The following is a 20,207-nucleotide window of genomic DNA, read 5'->3' on the forward strand; positions in this document are numbered from 1 at the left end:
CACTATGTCCGATAGCTTAGGTCAAATACGAGAAATAGCCTTCTACAAATTATTGTTGGACAGAACGGTATTGCCCCTGGTTACCATTTTGGGAATAGGCATCCTGTATGTCGTTTTGATGTCGATGATAGACCACCCCTCTTTTCCATTCCACATAATTATCGTTGCGGCAGCACTTGGAAAGACCATTGTGATAACGGCAACTACCCTGAAACGCTTGTCAAAATTGATCAAGATCTGTCATTCATTGGAGAGATTGCTTTGGGTTTTTGGATTGATTATCATCATTAGCATTTTCTCCTATGCGACCGACTATGCTTGTCTTTTCCAATTTAACCATACCACATTTGAAGGCGTTCCTGATTATTCGAACTCGTATCTCTACAATTTGTATCACTTTTTTTATTTCAGTGTGATCACATTTTCAACGGTGGGCTACGGCGATATTGTTCCTACTTCAGACGTAGCCAGATTTGTTGTCATGCTCGAAATATTCCTAAGCTTTTTCTTGGTCGTCTTTGCTTTGGCCAATATTAAAAAAATACACATTAATGGATAAGATAACAATTATAAAAGCAAGCGGCGAGAAGGCACCTTTTCAAATGGAAAAAGTAAGGCGGTCATTGGAACGGGCCGGTGCGAATGAAATAACAATTAATGAGATTGTCAAAAATATTGAGGACATCGTTTTCGACGGAATGACCACCAAGAAGATATATCAAATGGCCTTTAAGATGTTGAAAAGGAAATCTCGGGTAAGCGCATCAAAATACAAACTCAAAAAAGCGCTGATGGAACTGGGGCCTTCAGGCTACCCCTTTGAAAAGTTTGTCGGCAAATTGCTGGAACACGAAGGATTTCAGACACAAGTCAGTAGCATCATACAGGGAAGCTGTGTGACCCATGAAGTAGATGTCATTGCCCAAAAGGATAAGAAACATTATATGATTGAATGCAAATACCATAGCGACCAAGGCAGGTTTTGCAATGTCAAGATTCCACTATATATACATTCAAGATTTTTGGATGTCGAAAAACAATGGGAAAAACAGCAAGGCCACAAAACAAAGTTTCATCAGGGTGGAGTGTACACCAACACCCGTTTTACAACTGATGCTATACAATATGGCACCTGTGTTGGGCTGATGCTTACAAGTTGGGATTATCCGGAAGGAAACGGTCTGAAAGAACGCATAGACAAATCCGGCCTACATCCCTTAACCTCTTTAACAACCTTGACGAAGGCCGAGAAATCCAAATTATTGGATAAAGGCATTGTGCTCTGCAAAGAGCTTCACGAAACACCTACTTTGCTAAATGAAATCGGAATAGATAAAACAAGGCACAAAAAGATTTTGGAGGATTCCGAAGCACTGTGCAAAAACCATTAAAAAAATAAAATCTTAAAAATAACTATCATGAAAACAGAAGAATTAAAGAAACAAAAGAGTATTGATTTAGAACCATTTTACGAAGCATTGGAAGATGACCCAAAACTGCTTGAAGAAGCCTTGGAAATACTATTGGAAATGGTAAACTTTGAACCTTTATCCATTAAAAAGTTAGCCCTTTTTATCAAAGAGGATTCGCGAAATCTTTATAATGAAATAGTAGAGTTGTACAAATCGACTCAAGACAAAAGTAACACACCTTCTTGCTGTGGTGGCCACTAAAAAAATATTATAAAAATGAAAAATAATAAAATAAACATCCATTTTTTGGGAGCGGTTGGTACAGTAACCGGTTCCAAATATTTAGTGGATACTGGAAACAAAAAAATACTGATTGACTGTGGATTGTTTCAAGGCTTAAAAGAGTTACGTCTCAAAAACTGGGAATATCTCCCTGTGAACGTTTCAGAGATTGATGTGGTTTTGCTCACACACGGCCATATGGACCACACAGGCTATCTACCAAGATTGGTCAAACAAGGATTTAATGGTTTTATTTACGGTACAAATCCAACCTTGGATATTGCCAAAATCATTCTGAACGATAGTGCTAAAATACAGGAACAGGAAGCCGAACGTGCCAATAAAGAAGGTTATTCCAAGCACAGCCCAGCAGAGCCACTATACGACTTAAAGGATGTTGAAAAAACCGTTCCACATTTTAAGGGCGTTCCGCAATCACAATGGATTCCATTGTTTGATGGCGTAAAAGCCCGTTTCCAATACAATGGACATATTTTGGGAGCAACTTATATCGATTTGGATGTACATGGAAAACGCTATGTCTTTTCAGGAGATATAGGTAGAACCCATGATTTACTGTTATACCCACCATTAAACCCGAAAAAGGCCGATGTACTGTTTATTGAATCCACTTATGGCGGAAGATTTCATCCAGAGGAAGAAGAAGCCATTCCACAGATTGAAAAACTGGTCAATGACACCCTTGATAGAGGTGGCAGTCTATTTGTCCCAAGCTTTTCGGTAGAACGTGCCCAACTTATGATGCTTATTTTTTGGAGATTGCTCAAGGAAAATAAAATACCAAAAGTGCAAATGATAATGGACAGCCCTATGGGGACTAATGTACTAGAACTATTCCACCGCACAAGGGATTGGCACAGATTAGAAGACAATGAATGTGATGAAATGTGCTCGCACTTTACCGTTGTAAGCAGTTATCGTGAAACTATGGAATTGCGGACTGATAATAAACCAAAAATTGTCATTGCCGGAAGCGGAATGCTTACTGGAGGAAGAATGCTTAACTATCTTGAAACCCAAGCTCAAAACTCCAATAATACCCTTCTATTTGTAGGTTATCAGGCCGAAGGTACACGTGGCAGGAAGTTACTGGAAGGTGACAAGGAACTCAAAGTTTATGGAAAATGGGTTCCTTTTAACATGGAAGTTGTTGAAATTGAAGGGCTTTCAGCGCATGCAGACCATAAAGAACTTTTGGGTTGGATGAGTAAGATACAGAACACGCCTGAACGGATTTTTATTGTACACGGTGAAAATGAAGGTGCAAAGGCATTGAAAAACGACATTGAGAGAACTTATAGCTGGAAAGCAGAAATACCGCAATTATACAGCATTGAAGAAATAGTATAGGCCATGGAACAACATTCAAATATTTTAAAATATAAACATCTTGGTATCTATACCCAAAACGAAAATGTGGTATATATGCGTGATGATTGCCTCGTGTGTATTTCGGAAGGGTTTGAGGCACTCACAAGGATAAGGGTTGCTAAAGTAACCCGTTCAATAGTGGCAAGCCTCAATGTCATAAATTCAGATATTCTGTTGCCCAATGAGATAGGTCTATCAGACGCTGCTGCAAAAAAACTGAATGTTTCCCCAAATGATATGCTGTATGTTTCCCATTTGGAACCTATTGAATCGTTGAGTCACGTAAGGGCAAAAATTTATAATCAAAAGCTCAATTACGATGCCTATAATCAGATCATAAAAGACATCGTGGAGGGAGATTATTCAAATATCCATCTTTCAGCATTTATCACAGCCTGTGCAGGAGACCGAATGGATATTGATGAAATATCCGACCTAACAAAAGCGATGATTGCTTCAGGAAAGCAACTAAACTGGAACAAAGAAATAGTTGTGGATAAACATTGTATTGGTGGATTGCCTGGAAACCGAACCACCCCCTTGGTAGTGGCTATAGTTGCCGCTTACGGGCTTACAATGCCCAAAACATCGTCCCGAGCCATTACATCACCAGCAGGTACGGCGGACACAATGGAAGTTCTCACCAACGTTGCGCTTTCTGCTGACGAGATAGAGAACGTAGTAAATCAAGAAGGTGGTTGTTTTGTTTGGGGCGGTACTGCCCAACTAAGTCCCGCAGATGATGTGCTCATTAAAATTGAAAAAGCATTGGATATTGACAGTGAAGGGCAGCTAATAGCTTCCGTACTATCAAAAAAAGCTGCAGCTGGTTCTACTCACGTTGTTATCGATATCCCTGTAGGTGAAACTGCCAAAGTTCGTAGTATGGAAATGGCTGAAAAGCTGAAAAATCATTTGGAAAATGTCGGTAAGGCTGTCGGCCTGAAGGTAAAAGCAATCATAACAGATGGCTCTCAACCTGTAGGCTATGGCATCGGCCCAACATTGGAAGCTATCGACATATTGAATGTGCTAAAAAATGAAGAAGATGCACCCAAAGACTTAAAGGAACGTGTTGTGCTGTTGGCTGGAGAACTGTTAGAACTTTCAGGAAAGGTCGAAAAAGAAAAAGGAATGGAAACCGCCAAAGAGGTACTTATATCTGGTAAGGCCTACGAAAAATTTCTTGCCATTTGTAAAGCCCAGGGGCGTTTTACACAACCTGTTTTGGCACCTTTTAAAACAGAAATCAGAGCGGAGACTTCGGGGATTTTGAAGCGTATTGACAATAGAAAGATAGCGAAGCTCGCAAAACTTTCAGGTGCACCCCAATCTAAATCTGCGGGAATTTCATTGAATGTCCATTTAAATGATAAAGTTGAAAAAGACGGCTTACTATACACGCTTTTTGCAGAATCACAAGGTGAGCTAAACTATGCTTTAGAATACAAAAATCGCCATAACGATATCATAACCATTAAATAAAAAACAAAATGAAAACTATATTATTCAGTCTTCCCGGAAATCAGGAACTCACCGAGTTGTTGGCTAAAAAAATGAAAGCGGAAATCGGGGAATGCAACATAAGAAAATTTCCGGACGGTGAATCCTATACACGCATACTTTCCGATGTAAAAGATAAATGTGTAGTTTTGGTCTGTACCTTACACGAACCAGATGAAAAACTATTACCGCTCTATTTTTTAAGCCAAACAGCAAAATCACTTGGTGCGATGTGTACCTGTTTGGTAGCACCCTATCTTGCCTATATGCGGCAAGACAAGATTTTTAATGAAGGTGAAGGTGTAACTTCTGGTTTTTTTGGGAAATTGATTTCGGGTTTCGCAGATAGCATCACCACCATTGATCCCCATTTGCATCGGATACATTCGTTGGGCGAAGTATATAGAATTCCGAACAGAGTCATCCATGCCGCTGACGAAATCTCAAAATACATCAAGGAAAATATCCATAATCCGGTACTGATCGGGCCCGATTCGGAAAGCGAGCAGTGGGTTGCAGATGTGGCAAAAAAAGCGGGAGCACCTTTCACGGTCTTACAAAAGACTCGCCATGGTGACCGTGATGTTGAAGTCTCCGTGCCTGAAGTTGACAAATTTAAGGACGCGACCCCTGTTTTGGTGGACGATATCATCTCTACGGCCCGTACCATGATAGATACTACGGAGCATTTGAAGAGTACGGGAATGAAACCTGCAATATGCATTGGCATTCATGCCGTATTTTCAGGGAATGCCTATCAAGATCTCTGGGATGCCCATGTCAAGGATATCATTACCTGCAATACAATTCCACATCAGTCAAATAAAATTGATTTAAGCGATACCATAGCCAAGGAAGTAAACGAACTGATGCACCATCAATGAAAATAGGATTGCACTTTACAGTATTCATTTTTATGGTCGTTTCTGCATATGCACAGAATAAAATGTTGATCGGACAATTGTCCGATAGATGGGTGGAACGGGAAAGTTTTAATAAAAATGGAGACTTTCTGAACAAGCAGACCTTTAAGGCGGGAAAGCTAAAAGAAGTCGATGGATATTATGAGGTTGAAGTGGTTGCCGAACTGTTTGACAAGGACAAAAAATCTACTGACAAATACACCATGACGTATCGCTGCAAGCCCGATGAAGCCAGTATAATGGTAATGGCCTTTCCGTTTTCGAACCCAAAATCCAAGGAAACCGAAATCAGTACGACCTCTGAAAATTTCAAGGAACTCTATGATCTGTCGAACTTGGATAGTGTCGAACTCGAAATGAGTTTCGACTCCGGATTGTTGAATTTCTTTGGTTCTAACAGCAAAATAAAAATTTATGACCGGGTGTTGGAATCCAATGGTAATGGGAAAACAATCAAATCCAAAATCAATATTAAAGCCTACGCCATTGGTATACGAATTAAACAATTGGACTATGTTGCAAGTGAAAAACTTACAAATGAGAACTTGTTATCATTCCAGAAATTTACCGAGAAAGACGGCAGCTATTTTACGATGACATACAAACCATAAATTATGAGAAACTATGACACCCTATCAGAAGCAATTAATGATTTACAGATCAGGGGATATACCTATGATTTCAACTTGAAACCAGAATGCTTGCAATGTGCCTCACTGAAAATGGAAATTCAGCCCGAAGATTTTGATGTGGATGAAACCCATCGTTTTGAAGGTATGAGCAGTACAGACGATAACAGTGTTCTTTATGCCATTTCATCAAAAGATGGTATAAAGGGGCTTTTGGTAGATGCCTATGGGGTCTATGCTGAAAATATCTCGGAAGCAATGCGAAGAAAATTACGATAAAACTGTAACCTATGATAGACTTAAATACAATTTCAACCCTTCCTCCCGCAGGTAGCTCAAAAAAACAATCCAAAAAAAGATTGTTAGGGATACGGGAAGAACTTTTTGAGCTTCAGAACAAATTTTATGCCGATGGGCGCTTTGGCTTGTTGATTATTTTGCAGGGAATGGATACTTCTGGAAAAGACGGTACGATTCGTAATGCGCTTAAGGGCATGAATCCACAGGGTGTTCATGTAAAATCATTCAAAAAGCCGACCGAAGAGGAGCTCAGGCACGACTTTCTGTGGAGGGTCTATCCGCACTTTCCCCAAAAGGGCATGATACAAGTTTTTAACCGCTCGTATTATGAAGATATCCTGGTACCCAAGGTTACCAATTCCCTCGAAGAAGAAATACTTGAACACCGTTGCAAGCTATTAAAATATATGGAACAGCATCTTAGGCAAAATAACATTCATGTACTCAAATTTTTTCTTCATATCTCCAAAGAAGAACAGAAAGAACGTATCAAAGAAAGACAGACCAAACCTTATAAACGCTGGAAATATAGTGCCGAAGACGAAAAAGCGGCCAGCCAATGGGAAGTTTACAGAGAGGCTTATAATATGTTAATGAACAACTGCAACGACCCTCAATGGCACATTATTGCAGCCGACAAACGTTGGTACCGCAACTATTGCGTTGCCAAAATAGTATTGGAACACCTTAAAAAACATAATTTAACATATCCAAATACCTAAAAATAGAACACTATGGACAATCACAAAGAGCACAAGGACAAAAAAATGGACCATTCTAAGATGGATCACTCAAAAATGGATCACAGTAACCATGACCATGCTAAGATGGACTCCTCCAAAAAGCAACACCAAAGAGAAGACCATTCTAAAATGGATCACGGAAGTGGAGACCATTCGGGCCATAACCCCGCTCACGGACAAATGGGGCACGACCACCATAAAATGATGGTCAAGGATTTTAGAAAACGGTTTTGGATATCTTTAATCGTTACCATCCCAATATTGTTCTTATCGCCAATGATACAGGAGTTTTTTGGGTATGACCTATTGCTCCCCGGAAATCCGTATATCCTATTTGCACTATCAACATTTGTCTATTTCTGGGGCGGCTGGCCATTTTTAAAGGGATTTTATAATGAAATAAAATCCAAGGGTCCGGGCATGATGGCCCTAATCTCAATGGCTATAAGTGTGGCCTATTTCTATAGTGCCGCTACAGTTTTCGGACTCCCTGGGGAGGACTTTTTCTGGGAACTGAGCACCTTGATTGTCATCATGCTGTTGGGACATTGGTTGGAAATGAAATCGGTGCTGGGCGCATCCAAGGCACTCCAACTTTTGGTCAGTATGCTGCCCGCTGAGGCCCATAAAGTTGTGGGTGATAAAATTCAAGATGTAAAACTAGAGGATTTATTAAAAGATGACATCATATTGGTTAAACCCGGCGAGAAAGTACCCGCGGATGGCATCATCACCGAAGGATCTAGCTACCTGAACGAGTCGATGCTGACAGGCGAGTCAAAACCGGTAAAAAAAGAAGTACAGGATAAGGTCATCGGAGGTTCCATAAATGGCAATAGTACCTTAAGGGTAAAGGTAGAGCATACTGGAAAGGACAGTTACCTGAACAAGGTGATCAAGATGGTCGATGAGGCACAGCGCACGAAATCGAAGATGCAGAACCTTTCAGATCGGGCGGCCAAATGGCTGACCTATATTGCATTGGCCATTGGCTTTGGGACACTCGCGGTTTGGCTGATTTTAGGTTTCCCATTTGTTTTTGCATTGGAAAGAATGGTAACGGTCATGGTCATTGCCTGTCCACACGCGCTCGGTCTTGCCATTCCGTTGGTTGTCGCTATATCTACAGCGGTATCTGCCCAAAATGGTTTATTGATCCGAAACAGAACGGCCTTTGAAGAATCCCGAAAAATATCGGCTTTATTGTTTGATAAAACGGGAACATTGACCAAAGGTGATTTTGGGGTGACCCGAATTGAATCAGTGAACGAATTGTACACCAGAGATGAAATTCTGAGGTTATCCAGTGCTCTGGAACTAAGCTCCGAACACCCCATCGCCGTGGGGATCATCAAAAAGGTCAAAGAAAAGGACATCGAGATTCCAAAGACCAAAAACTTCAACGCCATAACGGGCAAGGGTGTAGAGGCAATCGTAGAGGGTAAGAAGGTCAAGGTAGTAAGTCCGGGATATCTTCGGGATGAAAAAATCCAAATTACCGAAGATGCCTTTAGTGATGCCGCAGAGACCGTAGTTTTTGTTCTGATAGATGGAAAATTAGCAGGATATATTGCGCTGGCCGATGAAATACGGCCAGAATCTGCCGATGCCATCAAAGTATTCAAAAAGAATAACATCAAAGTCTTAATGGCTACGGGCGATAATGAAAAAACAGCAAAGGCTGTGAGTGACAAACTTGGTTTGGATGGGTATTATGCCGAGGTGCTACCCCATCAAAAAGTGGAAATCGTAAAAGAACTGGAAAGCAAAGGAGAGTTTGTGGCCATGACGGGAGATGGGGTCAATGACGCACCTGCATTGGCAAAAGCTGATGTAGGAATTGCTGTTGGTTCCGGTACCGATGTTGCCGCGGAAACCGCCGATATCATTTTGGTAAACAGTAACCCAAAAGATATCGCCAATCTGATATTGTTCGGTAAAGCCACCTATAACAAAATGATCCAGAATTTGGTGTGGGCAACAGGCTACAACGTTGTGGCCATACCGTTGGCGGCTGGGGTTTTATATTCTTCTGGATTTGTGTTGGGGCCAGCAGTAGGTGCCGTATTTATGAGCTTGAGTACCATCATTGTTGCCATAAACGCTCAATTGTTAAAAAGAAAAATCGGAAGCAACTGATGAACAGGAAAGAAAAACTCGGTAGAATATTTCTAGTTTTATTGAGTTTGTTCGTAGTGATGTTGGGCTACGGCATTTTATTGCCTACCCTCCCATATTATACCGAAAAACTGGCTTTAAAAGACAATCTGGATACGGACCTTATCAACTTCCATATCGGAATGTTGACCAGTATTTATCCGTTGTTCCAACTCTTGTTCGTTATCGTCTGGGGCAAGCTTTCCGATAAACACGGCCGTAAACCTATAATACTATTGGGGCTTGTAGGTTTTGTCGTGATGAACTTGCTAACCGGTCTTTCCACTTCTCTGTCGATGCTATATATAGCCCGTATCATAGGGGGCATCTTTACGTCAGCGGTCACTCCGGTCAGTAATGCCTATTTAAGTGATATTACCTCTGAAAAGCGAAGGACCAAAATAATGGCCTGGTCTGGGGTCGCTATCAGTTCCGGGGTGATATTTGGCCCTGTTCTGGGGGGATTTCTGTCGCAAACGAACCTACATTATACATACTCTTTTGGGGTGTTCCACTTAGACGGTTTTTCGGTTCCCTTTATTTTGGCTGCTCTTTTGGGCTTTGTGGTATTGCTGATAATCATAAAATGGCTGAAGAATACCGAAATAAAAAAACGTATTGTTTCTGAGGCGGTCAAATTCAGTTTTTCCCTGAGTAACTATTTTATCATTTTGTTGCTCCTATCCTTTGCGATACAGTTTGTGGTTACCCTGTTTGAGACCGTGTTTTCAATTTATGGGAAGGATGAGTTGGCATTTACAACCAATCAGGTGGGTATCGGTTTTATGCTCTGTGGTTCGGTAATGGCCATTTTGCAGCCTGTGTTCGCGACCTATGGCGAAAAAATGCTGACCTCAAAACAGCAAATAACATTAGGGTTATTAATATCCGGTGTTTCGTTAATTGTCTTCCCCTTTGTGAGCGGTGAACTATACATTTACGGTACCATAATAATTTTCGCAGCTGGGGGAGCCATGGTGACACCAAACCTGCTTTCGGCAATTTCTTTGATTTCCCGGGATAATACGGGAAGGAATATATCCATTCAAAGTTCCACGAACAGTATCGGACAGATTTTGGGCCCGGTACTGGGGACTTGGCTGATAGCTGGTGGGTTTTATTACCCTTTTATTATTGCCGGTGCAACCATTTTTGGTGCTATGGGACTGGTTTACTTTTTGAAGCGACCAAATAAAGGGATTGACGCGCCCTTATTGGCTGACCAGCATAAAAAACTATAGGGATGGATCATAGAAAATGTAGTAAAACAGCACTTCAAAATGCTGCTGACAATTCGAAATATGTTGAATTGGTTCGTTCGGGAGAAGACTATTTTTTAAGGCTGGAAAAGCTAATCGATAAGGCAGAAAAAGAAATCCATATACAGACCTACATTTTTGAAAACGATGATACGGGAAACCGTATAGCCTCCTGTTTGAAGAAAGCCGCTCAACGAAAGGTAAAGGTATATGTCTTATTGGATGCCTATGGTAGCGCTGCATTACCCAATAGTTTTGCCCAGGATTTGGTGCAGCATGCTATTTTACTTCGTTTTTTTTCGCCTTTATTCTCTCTGAACAATTTTTATATCGGTAGGCGGATGCACCATAAAATTGTGGTCGCCGATGAAAAAATGGCATTGATAGGCGGAATCAATATTGCCGATAAATACCACGGAACGACAGGTTCGGAACCTTGGTTGGACTATGCCGTTCAGTTGAACTGCCCGGCAGCTGAAAATCTACAAATATTATGTAGCGATTACTTTTTCAAAAAGGGGAGTTCAAAAAAAATACCGCCAGTGTTACATTCGGCCGGTAGCGCACTGGTGGGAATTTTACAAAACGACTGGCTGCAGCGAAAAACAGAAGTCTGTGATGCCTACACGAACGCCTTCATTCATGCCGAAAAGGAAATAGTAATCGTGGGCTCGTATTTTTTGCCTGGAAGCAGATTGGCAAAGGCTTTGAAAAAGGCCTGTAGAAGAGGAATAAGAACAACGGTGATCTTAGCGGGTATTAGCGATGTGCCGTTGGTGCGGCGGGCAACCGAACATTTGTACTCCTCCTTTTTGGACCATCATATGAGAATTTTTGAATGGAACAGATCCGTAGTACACGGTAAAGCTGCGGTGGTTGATAACAAATGGTCTACCATAGGCTCATTTAACTTGAACAGTCTTAGTTGCTATGGCAGCATTGAAATGAACGTAGAGGTTCACTCAGTAGAATTTGCCGAAAACCTTCGGGCTGACTTTGAAATAGTTATAAGCGAGTGTAGCGAAATTACAAAGGGGAGTCTAAGACAAAGAGCCGGTATATTCAATAAGTTGGGTAATTGGATTTTTTACCAAATGGTACGAACGATTATGCTTTTTCTGACCTTTCTTCCGCATTTAAGGTTTTTGAAAAATTATAGGTTATAATATGTTGGCAAGTGGTTAAATGGTTGGGCTCGTTTATCTGTCTTTACGACCCGAGCAGCAAACCATACGGCACAAGAACCTAAAATAAGGAAATATACAATCAGTGGCGGAATGCAAACTGTAACTGCGCTAGGCACCATACATATAAAACGATTAGTAATATTGAAATACATTAATAATGACAGATTTAACACCAAACGCGATCGAACGCATACTCAGGAACAATTACCTCGGCCACTTGGCCTATCTATGGCAAGGGAAGCCCCATGTGATTCCCTTTACCTATTATTTTGACCCTACGGACAATACGATCATTAGCTATACCTCGGAAGGCCATAAAATCGATGCGATGCGAGCCAACAAATCGGTTGCCGTTCAAGTCGAACAAGTGCAATCCATATCCAATTGGGAATCGGTCATGTTACAAGGTACATTCGAAGAAATTCGAGGCAGTAGTGCCAAACAAAAATTACATCTATTCACCGAAGGCGTGAAGGACATTATCCGTAGAAAAGAAAACAGAGAGGTAGGGTTCATCAATGAATTTTCCAGTAAATCATCTGCTAATGGCATTCCAGTCGTCTTTCAAATCAAAATACTAGAAATGTCGGGTAAAAGAAGAAAAAAATAAAAGATAGATTTCAAAAAGAGACCATCTTTTTGAATCATAGGATTCCGAAATGAGAAACGAAAAGATTTTAACGTGGTTAAAAAAAATTAAACAAGGCCAAAATTCGTTTAAAATTGGAATACGATTTTTAAGGTCTAAGTAATCTCTAATCTAATAATTGAAGAAAATTAAGCTCACGGCGTATTGTGGCAAAACCATTCTGGGACATTTTAATGACCCTAAAGCAATAGATCGGAACATTATATTGGATCCCGACACCAAATCTGACCTATTATCTCCTGAAAGGATTCATAACCACAAACAGAACCCAAATTCACGCAAAATTTAGAGAAATCACTCTTAACTGTTAATCACATTTGCCCTTGCTGCTTAAAATTAAGGTTATTATACTATTAAACGATCCTGGTTTGGGAGGTAAGCATAAAAAGATTGGGGCATCTACGAATCAGCTTTTAAAATTTGTAACCCTCCCTTTTCTCGGACCATTGGTTAGACGACTTTTATTTGTTCTTCCAAGCAAGCTTGCTTGGAAGAGAATTCCTTTTCGTAGCATTCCGGGGTGATCCCACCCAAGGCCTCGTGTGGCCGTTTCATGTTGTAATCCTTTATCCATTCCTCGGTCAATATGCGTACCTGTGAAATGTCCTCGAACAGATGTGCGTCAAGTACATCCTGTCTGTAGGTACGGTTGAACCGTTCAATGAACCCGTTCTGCATGGGCCTTCCCGGCTGGGTGTACTGGATGTCTATCCCTTGGGCCCCGCACCATCTTGTGAAATCAAGTGCAAGGAACTCGGGCCCGTTGTCCACCCTGACCCTTTCGGGCCTGCCGTGTTCCCCGATGGCCCTCTTCAGTACCTGTACCACGCCCATGGCGGGGAAACTGAACTCGGCCTCAACGCCGATGGCCTTCCTGTTGAAGTCATCGATGATGTTGAACGTCCTGAACCTTCTCCCGTGCACCAATGAATCGCTCATGAAGTCCATGGACCATGTCATGTTCGGACCATCGGGCAGCACCAGGGGCTCCTTGACCCGCTTGGGCAACCTCTTTTTGGTCTTTCTCCTCAAGTTCAGGCCCAGCATCAGGTATACCCGCCTGACCCGCTTCTTGTTCCATTTATGGCCCTCCAGTCTTATCCGCTGATAGTATTTGTCCTGTCCTTCCCTTGGCTTGGCCACGGAAAGCTCCAGCAACTTGTCGATCACCTCACTGTCATCTTTCACGGAGCGGTAATAGTACATCGATTTTGGGAACGTCAATGTCCTGCAGGCCCTGGTGATGCTTACCCTGTAATATTCCCTCAGGTAGGCCACCATGTTTTTCCTCTCACCGGGGCCTACCACTTTTTTGAGAGCACGTCCTTGAGCATCTTGTTGTCAAGGGCCATGTCCGCATACATCTGCTTGAGCTTGCGGTTCTCCTCCTCAAGTTCCTTCAGGCGCTTGAGCTCGAGGCTGTCCATCCCCGAATATCGTTTCTTCCAATTGTAAAATGTGGCCTTGTGGATGCCCATCTCCCTACAGATCTGGTCCACTTTGACCCCTGATTCGTACTGCTTGATGCAGGATACGATCTGGCTCTCGGTAAACTTGGTTCTCTTCATAATATCTGACTGTTAAAATTAAACTTTTTGTCTAATTCAAACCAGTCCGATTTTTTGGGAGGGTTACAAATTGATCAATTGCAAATGATATAATTCAATTATGAATTCAGGCCTCAGGATTCTGCATAAAGCACACAACCAACATGTTATAAAGTTCTGGATGTTTTTTTTTGAGTAAATCTGGACGTTCAAAAAAATACTCTGAAGCAACTGCAAAAAATTCAACAGCGTTTGTTCCACCATATTTTCGAATATCAGAATGGTCACTGTTTATCGCTTCCATTTCCTTATGGATCAAATTTATCCAAGGTATGGTATATTGATGCTCTAATAATCTTTCCGGAATACCATCTGCAAAATCATCAAGCTTATCTAAAAGGTGTACAAATTCGTGTATGCCGGTATTGCTTTTATCACTTTGGTTCACAAAACCATGGTATAATGCCTTTTTTGATAATATCATCTGTTTTTCAAAACGTCCGTTACCAACAATTCCACCAATATTCCGTGTTTTTGCCTTACCATTGAATTGCATGTCCGCATTGAAGTAATCGGGATATAACAAGATTCCACTTAAATTGGTATAATGCCACTCTTCAAATCCAAAAACAGGTATAATTGCACTTGCCGCAATCAAAACCTTATCAAGATCTTGTAATTCCAATCGCACACCTTCAATGTAGACTTCACTTAGAAATTCCATCATTCTGCGTTGAAATAGCATTTGCTTGTTTCCAGGAAGATTTCGGTAGTAAACCACATAAGCCATTGCCAGCTCATGCCAGTGACCAGGAAAAGGCCGAGGTTTACGCCGTTGCGACTTTCTATAGTTATAAACAAAAAATAGAAGAATAACTATTAATACAAAAACATAAATCATATTTGTGTTACTTCAGTAAAGTGAATCTCTTATTGAAGATTCCCAATTTAAAGATCTTCAAAAACTCCTTTTTGTGCGACAGGTCTAGAATCTCCAACGGGGTATATCCAAACCAGTACAATGCCGCGATGATACTTCCCGCACTGGATCCGGAAACATCTTCCGGAAATATCCCGTGGTCGTTAAGGGCCTGAAGGACCCCTATATGGGCAGCTCCCCTTGCACCTCCTCCTGACAAAGCAATTCCAATCAATGGAATCTTTTAAATTGTTTTTACTCCTTCAACAATTTAAGTATAATTGGAAGTACCACCAATAACAATGGCAATGCGAAGACCAACCCTCCGATGACGGCAATCGCCAAGGGCTGGTGCAACTGGGCCCCTGCTCCGATACCCAGGGCCAAGGGGATCAAGGCCATGATTGCGGCAGTGGCTGTCATTAATTTGGGCCGCAATCGTTGCGCTATGGAATATTCGATCTTTTGTGGGTGTGATAACGAAACATCACATTCTTGGTACTGTTGATAGGTAAAAATGGCATTCTCCCCGATAATCCCAACTATCATAATGATACCTGTGTAACTTCCTACATTCAAAGGTGTTCCTGTCAATAATAGACTCAACAGACAACCTGCAACCCCTAAAATGGCAATGAATATGATGGCAAGAGCAATCTTGATCTTTCTGAACAGAAACAATATGACGGTAAAGACCAACAGTACCGCGGCAATCAAAATGAGCATCAATTCCTTAAAAGCCTGTTGTTGTTGCTGGTATTCCCCTCCATATTCAATATGATACCCCGGGGGAAGGCTGATCTTCGTGGACAGATTGTTTCGGATATCGGTCAAGGTAGACCCAAGGTCCCTGTTGTTCAAGCGAGCCGTAACGACCCCTATGGATTTTTGGTTTTCCCGATTGATCTCTGCCACTCCCTTCCCTATTTCAATTTTCGCCACTTTTTGTAAGGGTACAATATCCCCACTGGGCAATTGCAGGGTCATTTGTTGGATATCGGAAACCGAATTGGTGTTGGTGCCGGGAAATACCAACCGGATATTCACTACCTGCTCCCTTTCAATTATACTACTGATGACCACCCCTTGGATCTGGGTTTCCAGTTGCTCGATATTGGCGAACTGGTTGTTCTCGATCTTGGTCAACAAGGTCAAGCGCTTGGTCATTTGGGAGAGTCGCTGTATATCCCTTTGGATGGAAGTGAGTTGTTCGAACTGCTGGTCGTCCAATGGTTCCTCCATATTGATCACGTTCTCGATCTTTGCCTGTATAATGGCCAAGGGGGTCTGCATCTCATGGGATACATCCTCCGTATATTGTTTCAGGTTCCGATAATCCGAACGGACCTTATTGGTCAAGATCTTGATCTCTGAATTCAATTCGGAGAACTCCAGGATTCCACTGTCCATCAGGGCGATGGGAGCATCGGAGCTGAGCGAAAACCGTTTCATTTGCTCCAGGTTGTGGAAAAAAGGGGTCCACAGTTTTTGGTTCCTCGAACGATTCACATAAAACAGGAACAGGAATACCAAAAGGATGATCACCAAATAGGAAATGACCACGGCGATCAGGATATTCTCCGATTCCACCACAAGTGCGCGGACCGTGATCCTATAATTTTCACCATTGATGGCGGAGAAGGTGGACAGTTCCCTGAACTCTTCCATTTCATCCTGGGAGGGATCATAGATGATGGTATCCTTTAGCACCTCATTGCCCAACCGGGATACCTTTTGGATCTCGACCACCGGGGACAATTGAAAAGGCTCCGGATTTTCGATCAGGGAACTTTCGATCCGTGCCTCTGTCGAACGGAGCTCTTCCTCCACTTCAGACTGGAGCAGGTTCCTCAGATAGAAATAAAGGGCCACCGTACTGACCAACATCAACAGGGCACTGATCCCCAAAAAAGTTTTGGAGGTCTTTCTGATCAATCGTATTTTTTTCAAGGTATCCCCCATAGATCACTCTTCCACGAACTTATACCCACTTCCGTAGGCCGTTTTGATATACTTGGCCCCTGCTTCGGTCAATTTTTTGCGCAGGTTGTTGATATGGACATAAATAAAATCAAAATTATCCGCAAGATCGCTATGATCCCCCCATAAATGTTCGGCGATGATCTCTTTGGAAAGCACCCGTCCCTTATTGGTGACAAAAAAAAGCAAGAGATCGAATTCCTTACGGGTCAAGGAAAGGGCTTGCTCATTGACATAAGCGGTCCTAGAGCGCGTATCAATGGAAATCTCGTGGAACTCCAAACGGTCATTGCCCCCAAACTTGCCCCTTCTCAAAACCGCCTTTATCCTCGAATTGAGTTCGGCCAAATGAAAGGGTTTGGTCAAATAGTCATCGGCACCCAGATCCAATCCTTCCAGTTTATCGTCCAAGGAATTGTTGGCGGAGATGATGATGGTCGGGGTCTCCGAACGGTTGCGCTTCAACAGTTTTAGGATATCCAATCCACTACCGGTGATCAGGTTGATGTCCAGGACCAACAGATCATATTCATAGAGGTCAATCTTATAGAGGGCCTCGTGGTAGTCTGAAGCCATTTCACAGACATTGCCATCCCTTTCCAAATAGGTGGCAATGGATTTCTGGAGTTCGGTCTCGTCTTCTGCAATAAGGATCTTCATACCATAAATTTATGGTATAAAAATAGATCTCAAATCTTTAGGAATTCTAAAGTCGCCATCTACACTTCCAGCAATGGATCAGGTTGTTGCGACTGATGTCCCTTTCATTCCTTCACTAACAAACTATCCATGACTTGAATCGGACGGTTGGATGACAATGATATGCTGATGTGCCAATGCTTTTAATACAGCTGGAAGCCAGTTCCATTTTTCCTGAGGTGTACCATTCCTATTTCATTTCCTTTCTTGGCCAACACTATAACCTTTGTTATGGCAAAATTTTGTTTTCATGTTAAATTATATACCCTATAAGGGATTCCACTTCTCTTTATCGATAGGTCAATAGTTGAGCTCCAACCTTCTGCCTCCACGGCTTTCCAAGAGAATCAGTCTTAGATGCTCCTTATGGGATAGGACAAATTTGGGTAGCACAAGTACAAATCGTTGGGAAGTCCCGGTTTTAATAATTTTGGGTCGTTCAAAGATATAGTGGGGTTCCAACCTGGTTTCTTGATACGAGGATCTCCGTTTCAAGCTGCCATTTATCCTTAGGGCCTCAAGGGTGCCTACTTCAAAATCAATGCCTGATCGGTTGTGCACCTCTACGACCATAAATACTTGAGCGTTTCGGTAGACCAACCTTTTCAACCGCAATCGGATTCCCTTTCTTCGCACCGATGCCAAGGCACCATTTCCATCACTTGATAGCAATCCACTTAAAAAAGCAAATCGAGCTGTGTGGGAAGCCAAGGAATCCCCTTTTTTACCAGGTAATGGCTGTACTGGACCAATGCTGTGCGCCTTGTCCACAAAAAAATGGGTTTGGGCAACGTTTTCCCTATAGGCCACCTTAAATTCATATGCTTGTCCGTCCATGGTGACCACCAAAAGGTTGGTAATGGTGTTGGCTGTGGCCTGCAATAGCCCAAAATATTGAGCTTCTTCCCGGTTATAGGTAAAGATCGCTTTAGTGTTTCCCGTTATAGCCTGTTTGATGGGACTGGGAAAAAAGAGGGCCACGTTCATTTGTGAATTGGCTTGGATGGTGTCCAAAACCTTTTGGCCCGATACGGTGTGCCCATAGGCCATTAGCATTACTGCAATGATGACGTTTAGTGTTCTCATGATCTAGGTATTAAGAAAAATTGATAATGGTCGGAAATCTGAACTTTAACGGTACGTTGATCACGCTGAAATATGCGTTTGATCCCATTGAACTGGGGCACACCCGGCACATTGATCTCTCCAAGGCCCTCATCCAAAGACCGATCCACCACTTCACCCCGCAGATGGTTCTTCACATAAATCCCTTCCTGCCCATCCTGGGCATCATAGGCTTGCATATCCATAAGGGTTGTCCCCAATCGGGTAAGTTCCACCATCACCCGGTTGGGCCTTATCTTTACAAAGCCATAGAGGCGGGTACCTCCTGGCATCCTTTTCCCATCCACAACATAGTCATGGGCGAGTCGCAAGTCCAATCGTTGTCCATCCCGAAGGGTCTGGTCCCCATCCACATACACCTTGGCCACAGCAGTAGTTGGTAAATTTCCATCGGAACGGTTCCTTTTTGGATTGGAGGCAAAGAACAGTTGATGTACCAATCCTAGCTCCGTTTCCGTCCTTGGGGAACCCATTGTCAACTTTTCATCGTCTACCTTTACCTTCTTTACAGTCCCCAACTTGGGCATTACACCTGCATCCGATACAGAATTTTTTTTTGCAGTAAAGGCATTGATATCATAGACGCTGTCTATGATACGCTGCTTTTCATATTCCATATAATCGGGATTGAAATACCCTTTATCATCCACCATGTGGTCGGGATACACTTGGGGTGCCGTGGATTGTTTTTCCACCTTGATGGCTTCCACGGCTTCCAGTTTGGTTTCAAACTCCACCGAAGTGTCCTCCAGATCCGGCATGGGGATCCTCCCTACATCAAGGCTTTCCTTTTTTGGCTTACCAAAAGTGACGATGCTATATATGGTGATAAAGAGTACCATACATGCCAGTACCAGCACAAAAACTATTTTATTCTTCTGTGTTTTCATGAGTTTCTAGTTTACGAAGTGAGTTTTCAAAAAAATCAGTGATCAACAATCCATGAGGATTATGGGGAAAATTCCGTTCCACCTGGATCAAATGTCCCGAGGTCACCAGTTCATAGGTATCGGTGACGGTTCCCCGATTGATCCGTATATGCAATTGGGTCCTAAACGCAAAGGAAGACCCATCCCAATCCAGCTCTGTATCGATTCGGATGACCTCTTGCACAAGGGAATATTGCAACAACCGGTTATAGAAACCGTCTGCCTTTTTCTGTTGAAAGACAGCACCAACGGAGGCATTGCCCAACCAAAGGGCCCTTTCCATGTTCTTCTCATAACTGCCGGCATCCACCCCATAAAACCACCTATGAAACTGTTCCAAATGGGCCAGGGCCTCCACTTCCAGATGATCCCGTTGTTCGGCCCAGGAAAGCGGTATGACCTCCCCTTCCCCATTGACCACGAAGGCCCCGTTCAACGATTCACGGTATATCCTGCCCACTAGGACCATAGCAACCATACAGACCAAAACCGAGGCGATAACCACGGCAAGAACCACAAAACGGTTGAGCCGCAGCACATGAACAATACTTTTAAAAGGTGTTTTCATAGAC

22 protein-coding genes are annotated in these 20,207 nt (G+C 42.4%); 13 read left to right on the plus strand and 9 right to left on the minus strand.

Annotated features, from left to right (window positions below; translation table 11 throughout):
• Window positions 1-4: 4 nt before the first annotated feature.
• From FG28_RS00145 to FG28_RS00205, 13 genes are all read left to right on the plus strand, one after another.
• Window positions 5-559 carry a potassium channel family protein gene (locus FG28_RS00145; protein WP_051947117.1) on the plus strand — a complete coding sequence of 185 codons (555 nt, stop codon included), beginning with the start codon at window positions 5-7 and terminating at the stop codon, window positions 557-559.
• On the plus strand, window positions 552-1,391 hold the full coding sequence (locus FG28_RS00150) for an ATP cone domain-containing protein (RefSeq protein ID WP_036378964.1): 840 nt from the start codon (window positions 552-554) through the stop codon (window positions 1,389-1,391). The genes FG28_RS00145 and FG28_RS00150 overlap by 8 nt, the downstream gene beginning before the upstream one ends.
• Window positions 1,392-1,418: 27 nt before the next feature.
• Window positions 1,419-1,673 (plus strand): hypothetical protein, encoded by a 255-nt coding sequence (locus FG28_RS00155; protein ID WP_036378966.1) that lies wholly within the window; start codon window positions 1,419-1,421, stop codon window positions 1,671-1,673.
• Window positions 1,674-1,688: 15 nt separating this feature from the next.
• The gene (locus FG28_RS00160) at window positions 1,689-3,065 is read left to right on the plus strand and encodes an MBL fold metallo-hydrolase RNA specificity domain-containing protein (protein WP_036378967.1); all 1,377 of its coding nucleotides are present in this window, start codon (window positions 1,689-1,691) and stop codon (window positions 3,063-3,065) included.
• 3 nt (window positions 3,066-3,068) lie between these two features.
• A complete protein-coding gene (locus FG28_RS00165; RefSeq protein WP_036378969.1) occupies window positions 3,069-4,571 on the plus strand; it encodes a thymidine phosphorylase family protein in 1,503 nt (500 codons plus the stop codon).
• 8 nt (window positions 4,572-4,579) lie between these two features.
• Entirely contained in the window at window positions 4,580-5,473 is an 894-nt protein-coding gene (locus FG28_RS00170; RefSeq protein WP_036378972.1) for a ribose-phosphate pyrophosphokinase, read from the plus strand.
• Window positions 5,470-6,123: a hypothetical protein gene (locus FG28_RS00175; protein ID WP_051947118.1), complete on the plus strand. Its 654-nt coding sequence runs from the start codon at window positions 5,470-5,472 to the stop codon at window positions 6,121-6,123. Before FG28_RS00170 ends, FG28_RS00175 begins: the two co-directional genes overlap by 4 nt.
• 3 nt (window positions 6,124-6,126) lie before the next feature.
• The gene (locus FG28_RS00180; RefSeq protein ID WP_036378974.1) at window positions 6,127-6,420 is read left to right on the plus strand and encodes a hypothetical protein; all 294 of its coding nucleotides are present in this window, start codon (window positions 6,127-6,129) and stop codon (window positions 6,418-6,420) included.
• An 11-nt stretch (window positions 6,421-6,431) separates the two neighbouring features.
• Entirely contained in the window at window positions 6,432-7,163 is a 732-nt protein-coding gene (locus FG28_RS00185; protein ID WP_036378977.1) for a PPK2 family polyphosphate kinase, read from the plus strand.
• 12 nt (window positions 7,164-7,175) lie between these two features.
• Window positions 7,176-9,323 carry a copper-translocating P-type ATPase gene (locus tag FG28_RS00190; protein ID WP_036378979.1) on the plus strand — a complete coding sequence of 716 codons (2,148 nt, stop codon included), beginning with the start codon at window positions 7,176-7,178 and terminating at the stop codon, window positions 9,321-9,323.
• Window positions 9,323-10,582, plus strand: coding sequence for an MFS transporter (locus FG28_RS00195; RefSeq protein ID WP_051947119.1), 1,260 nt, complete (start codon window positions 9,323-9,325; stop codon window positions 10,580-10,582). Before FG28_RS00190 ends, FG28_RS00195 begins: the two co-directional genes overlap by 1 nt.
• A gap of 2 nt (window positions 10,583-10,584) precedes the next feature.
• Complete coding sequence (locus FG28_RS00200) at window positions 10,585-11,766, plus strand: phosphatidylserine/phosphatidylglycerophosphate/cardiolipin synthase family protein (protein WP_051947120.1); 1,182 nt, start codon at window positions 10,585-10,587, stop codon at window positions 11,764-11,766.
• A gap of 178 nt (window positions 11,767-11,944) precedes the next feature.
• The gene (locus FG28_RS00205; RefSeq protein ID WP_036378982.1) at window positions 11,945-12,397 is read left to right on the plus strand and encodes a pyridoxamine 5'-phosphate oxidase family protein; all 453 of its coding nucleotides are present in this window, start codon (window positions 11,945-11,947) and stop codon (window positions 12,395-12,397) included.
• A 489-nt stretch (window positions 12,398-12,886) separates the two neighbouring features.
• Here the strand turns inward: FG28_RS00205 and FG28_RS00210 are convergent, their stop codons facing one another.
• From FG28_RS00210 to FG28_RS00250, 9 genes are all read right to left on the minus strand, one after another.
• Window positions 12,887-13,717 carry an IS3 family transposase gene (locus tag FG28_RS00210; protein ID WP_231562579.1) on the minus strand — a complete coding sequence of 277 codons (831 nt, stop codon included), beginning with the start codon at window positions 13,715-13,717 and terminating at the stop codon, window positions 12,887-12,889.
• A gap of 20 nt (window positions 13,718-13,737) precedes the next feature.
• Window positions 13,738-14,004 (minus strand): transposase, encoded by a 267-nt coding sequence (locus FG28_RS20745; RefSeq protein WP_036378989.1) that lies wholly within the window; start codon window positions 14,002-14,004, stop codon window positions 13,738-13,740.
• Window positions 14,005-14,110: 106 nt separating this feature from the next.
• Window positions 14,111-14,884 carry a zinc-dependent peptidase gene (locus FG28_RS00220; protein WP_036378992.1) on the minus strand — a complete coding sequence of 258 codons (774 nt, stop codon included), beginning with the start codon at window positions 14,882-14,884 and terminating at the stop codon, window positions 14,111-14,113.
• 7 nt (window positions 14,885-14,891) lie between these two features.
• On the minus strand, window positions 14,892-15,137 hold the full coding sequence (locus tag FG28_RS00225; RefSeq protein WP_036378995.1) for a patatin-like phospholipase family protein: 246 nt from the start codon (window positions 15,135-15,137) through the stop codon (window positions 14,892-14,894).
• A gap of 20 nt (window positions 15,138-15,157) precedes the next feature.
• Window positions 15,158-16,837, minus strand: a complete 1,680-nt coding sequence (locus tag FG28_RS19940; RefSeq protein WP_226789937.1) for an efflux RND transporter permease subunit — start codon at window positions 16,835-16,837, stop codon at window positions 15,158-15,160.
• 30 nt (window positions 16,838-16,867) lie between these two features.
• Window positions 16,868-17,542, minus strand: a complete 675-nt coding sequence (locus tag FG28_RS00235; protein ID WP_036378998.1) for a response regulator transcription factor — start codon at window positions 17,540-17,542, stop codon at window positions 16,868-16,870.
• A 339-nt stretch (window positions 17,543-17,881) separates the two neighbouring features.
• Window positions 17,882-18,667, minus strand: coding sequence for a DUF4138 domain-containing protein (locus tag FG28_RS00240; protein ID WP_036379000.1), 786 nt, complete (start codon window positions 18,665-18,667; stop codon window positions 17,882-17,884).
• Entirely contained in the window at window positions 18,664-19,596 is a 933-nt protein-coding gene (gene traM / locus FG28_RS00245) for a conjugative transposon protein TraM (RefSeq protein WP_036379001.1), read from the minus strand. The genes FG28_RS00240 and traM overlap by 4 nt, the downstream gene beginning before the upstream one ends.
• A complete protein-coding gene (locus FG28_RS00250) occupies window positions 19,577-20,203 on the minus strand; it encodes a conjugal transfer protein TraK (protein WP_036379002.1) in 627 nt (208 codons plus the stop codon). The genes traM and FG28_RS00250 overlap by 20 nt, the downstream gene beginning before the upstream one ends.
• Window positions 20,204-20,207 lie beyond the last annotated feature (4 nt).

Origin of the sequence: Muricauda sp. MAR_2010_75 (assembly GCF_000745185.1) — a bacterium.
In the GTDB taxonomy this organism is placed as follows: Bacteria; Bacteroidota; Bacteroidia; order Flavobacteriales; family Flavobacteriaceae; genus Flagellimonas.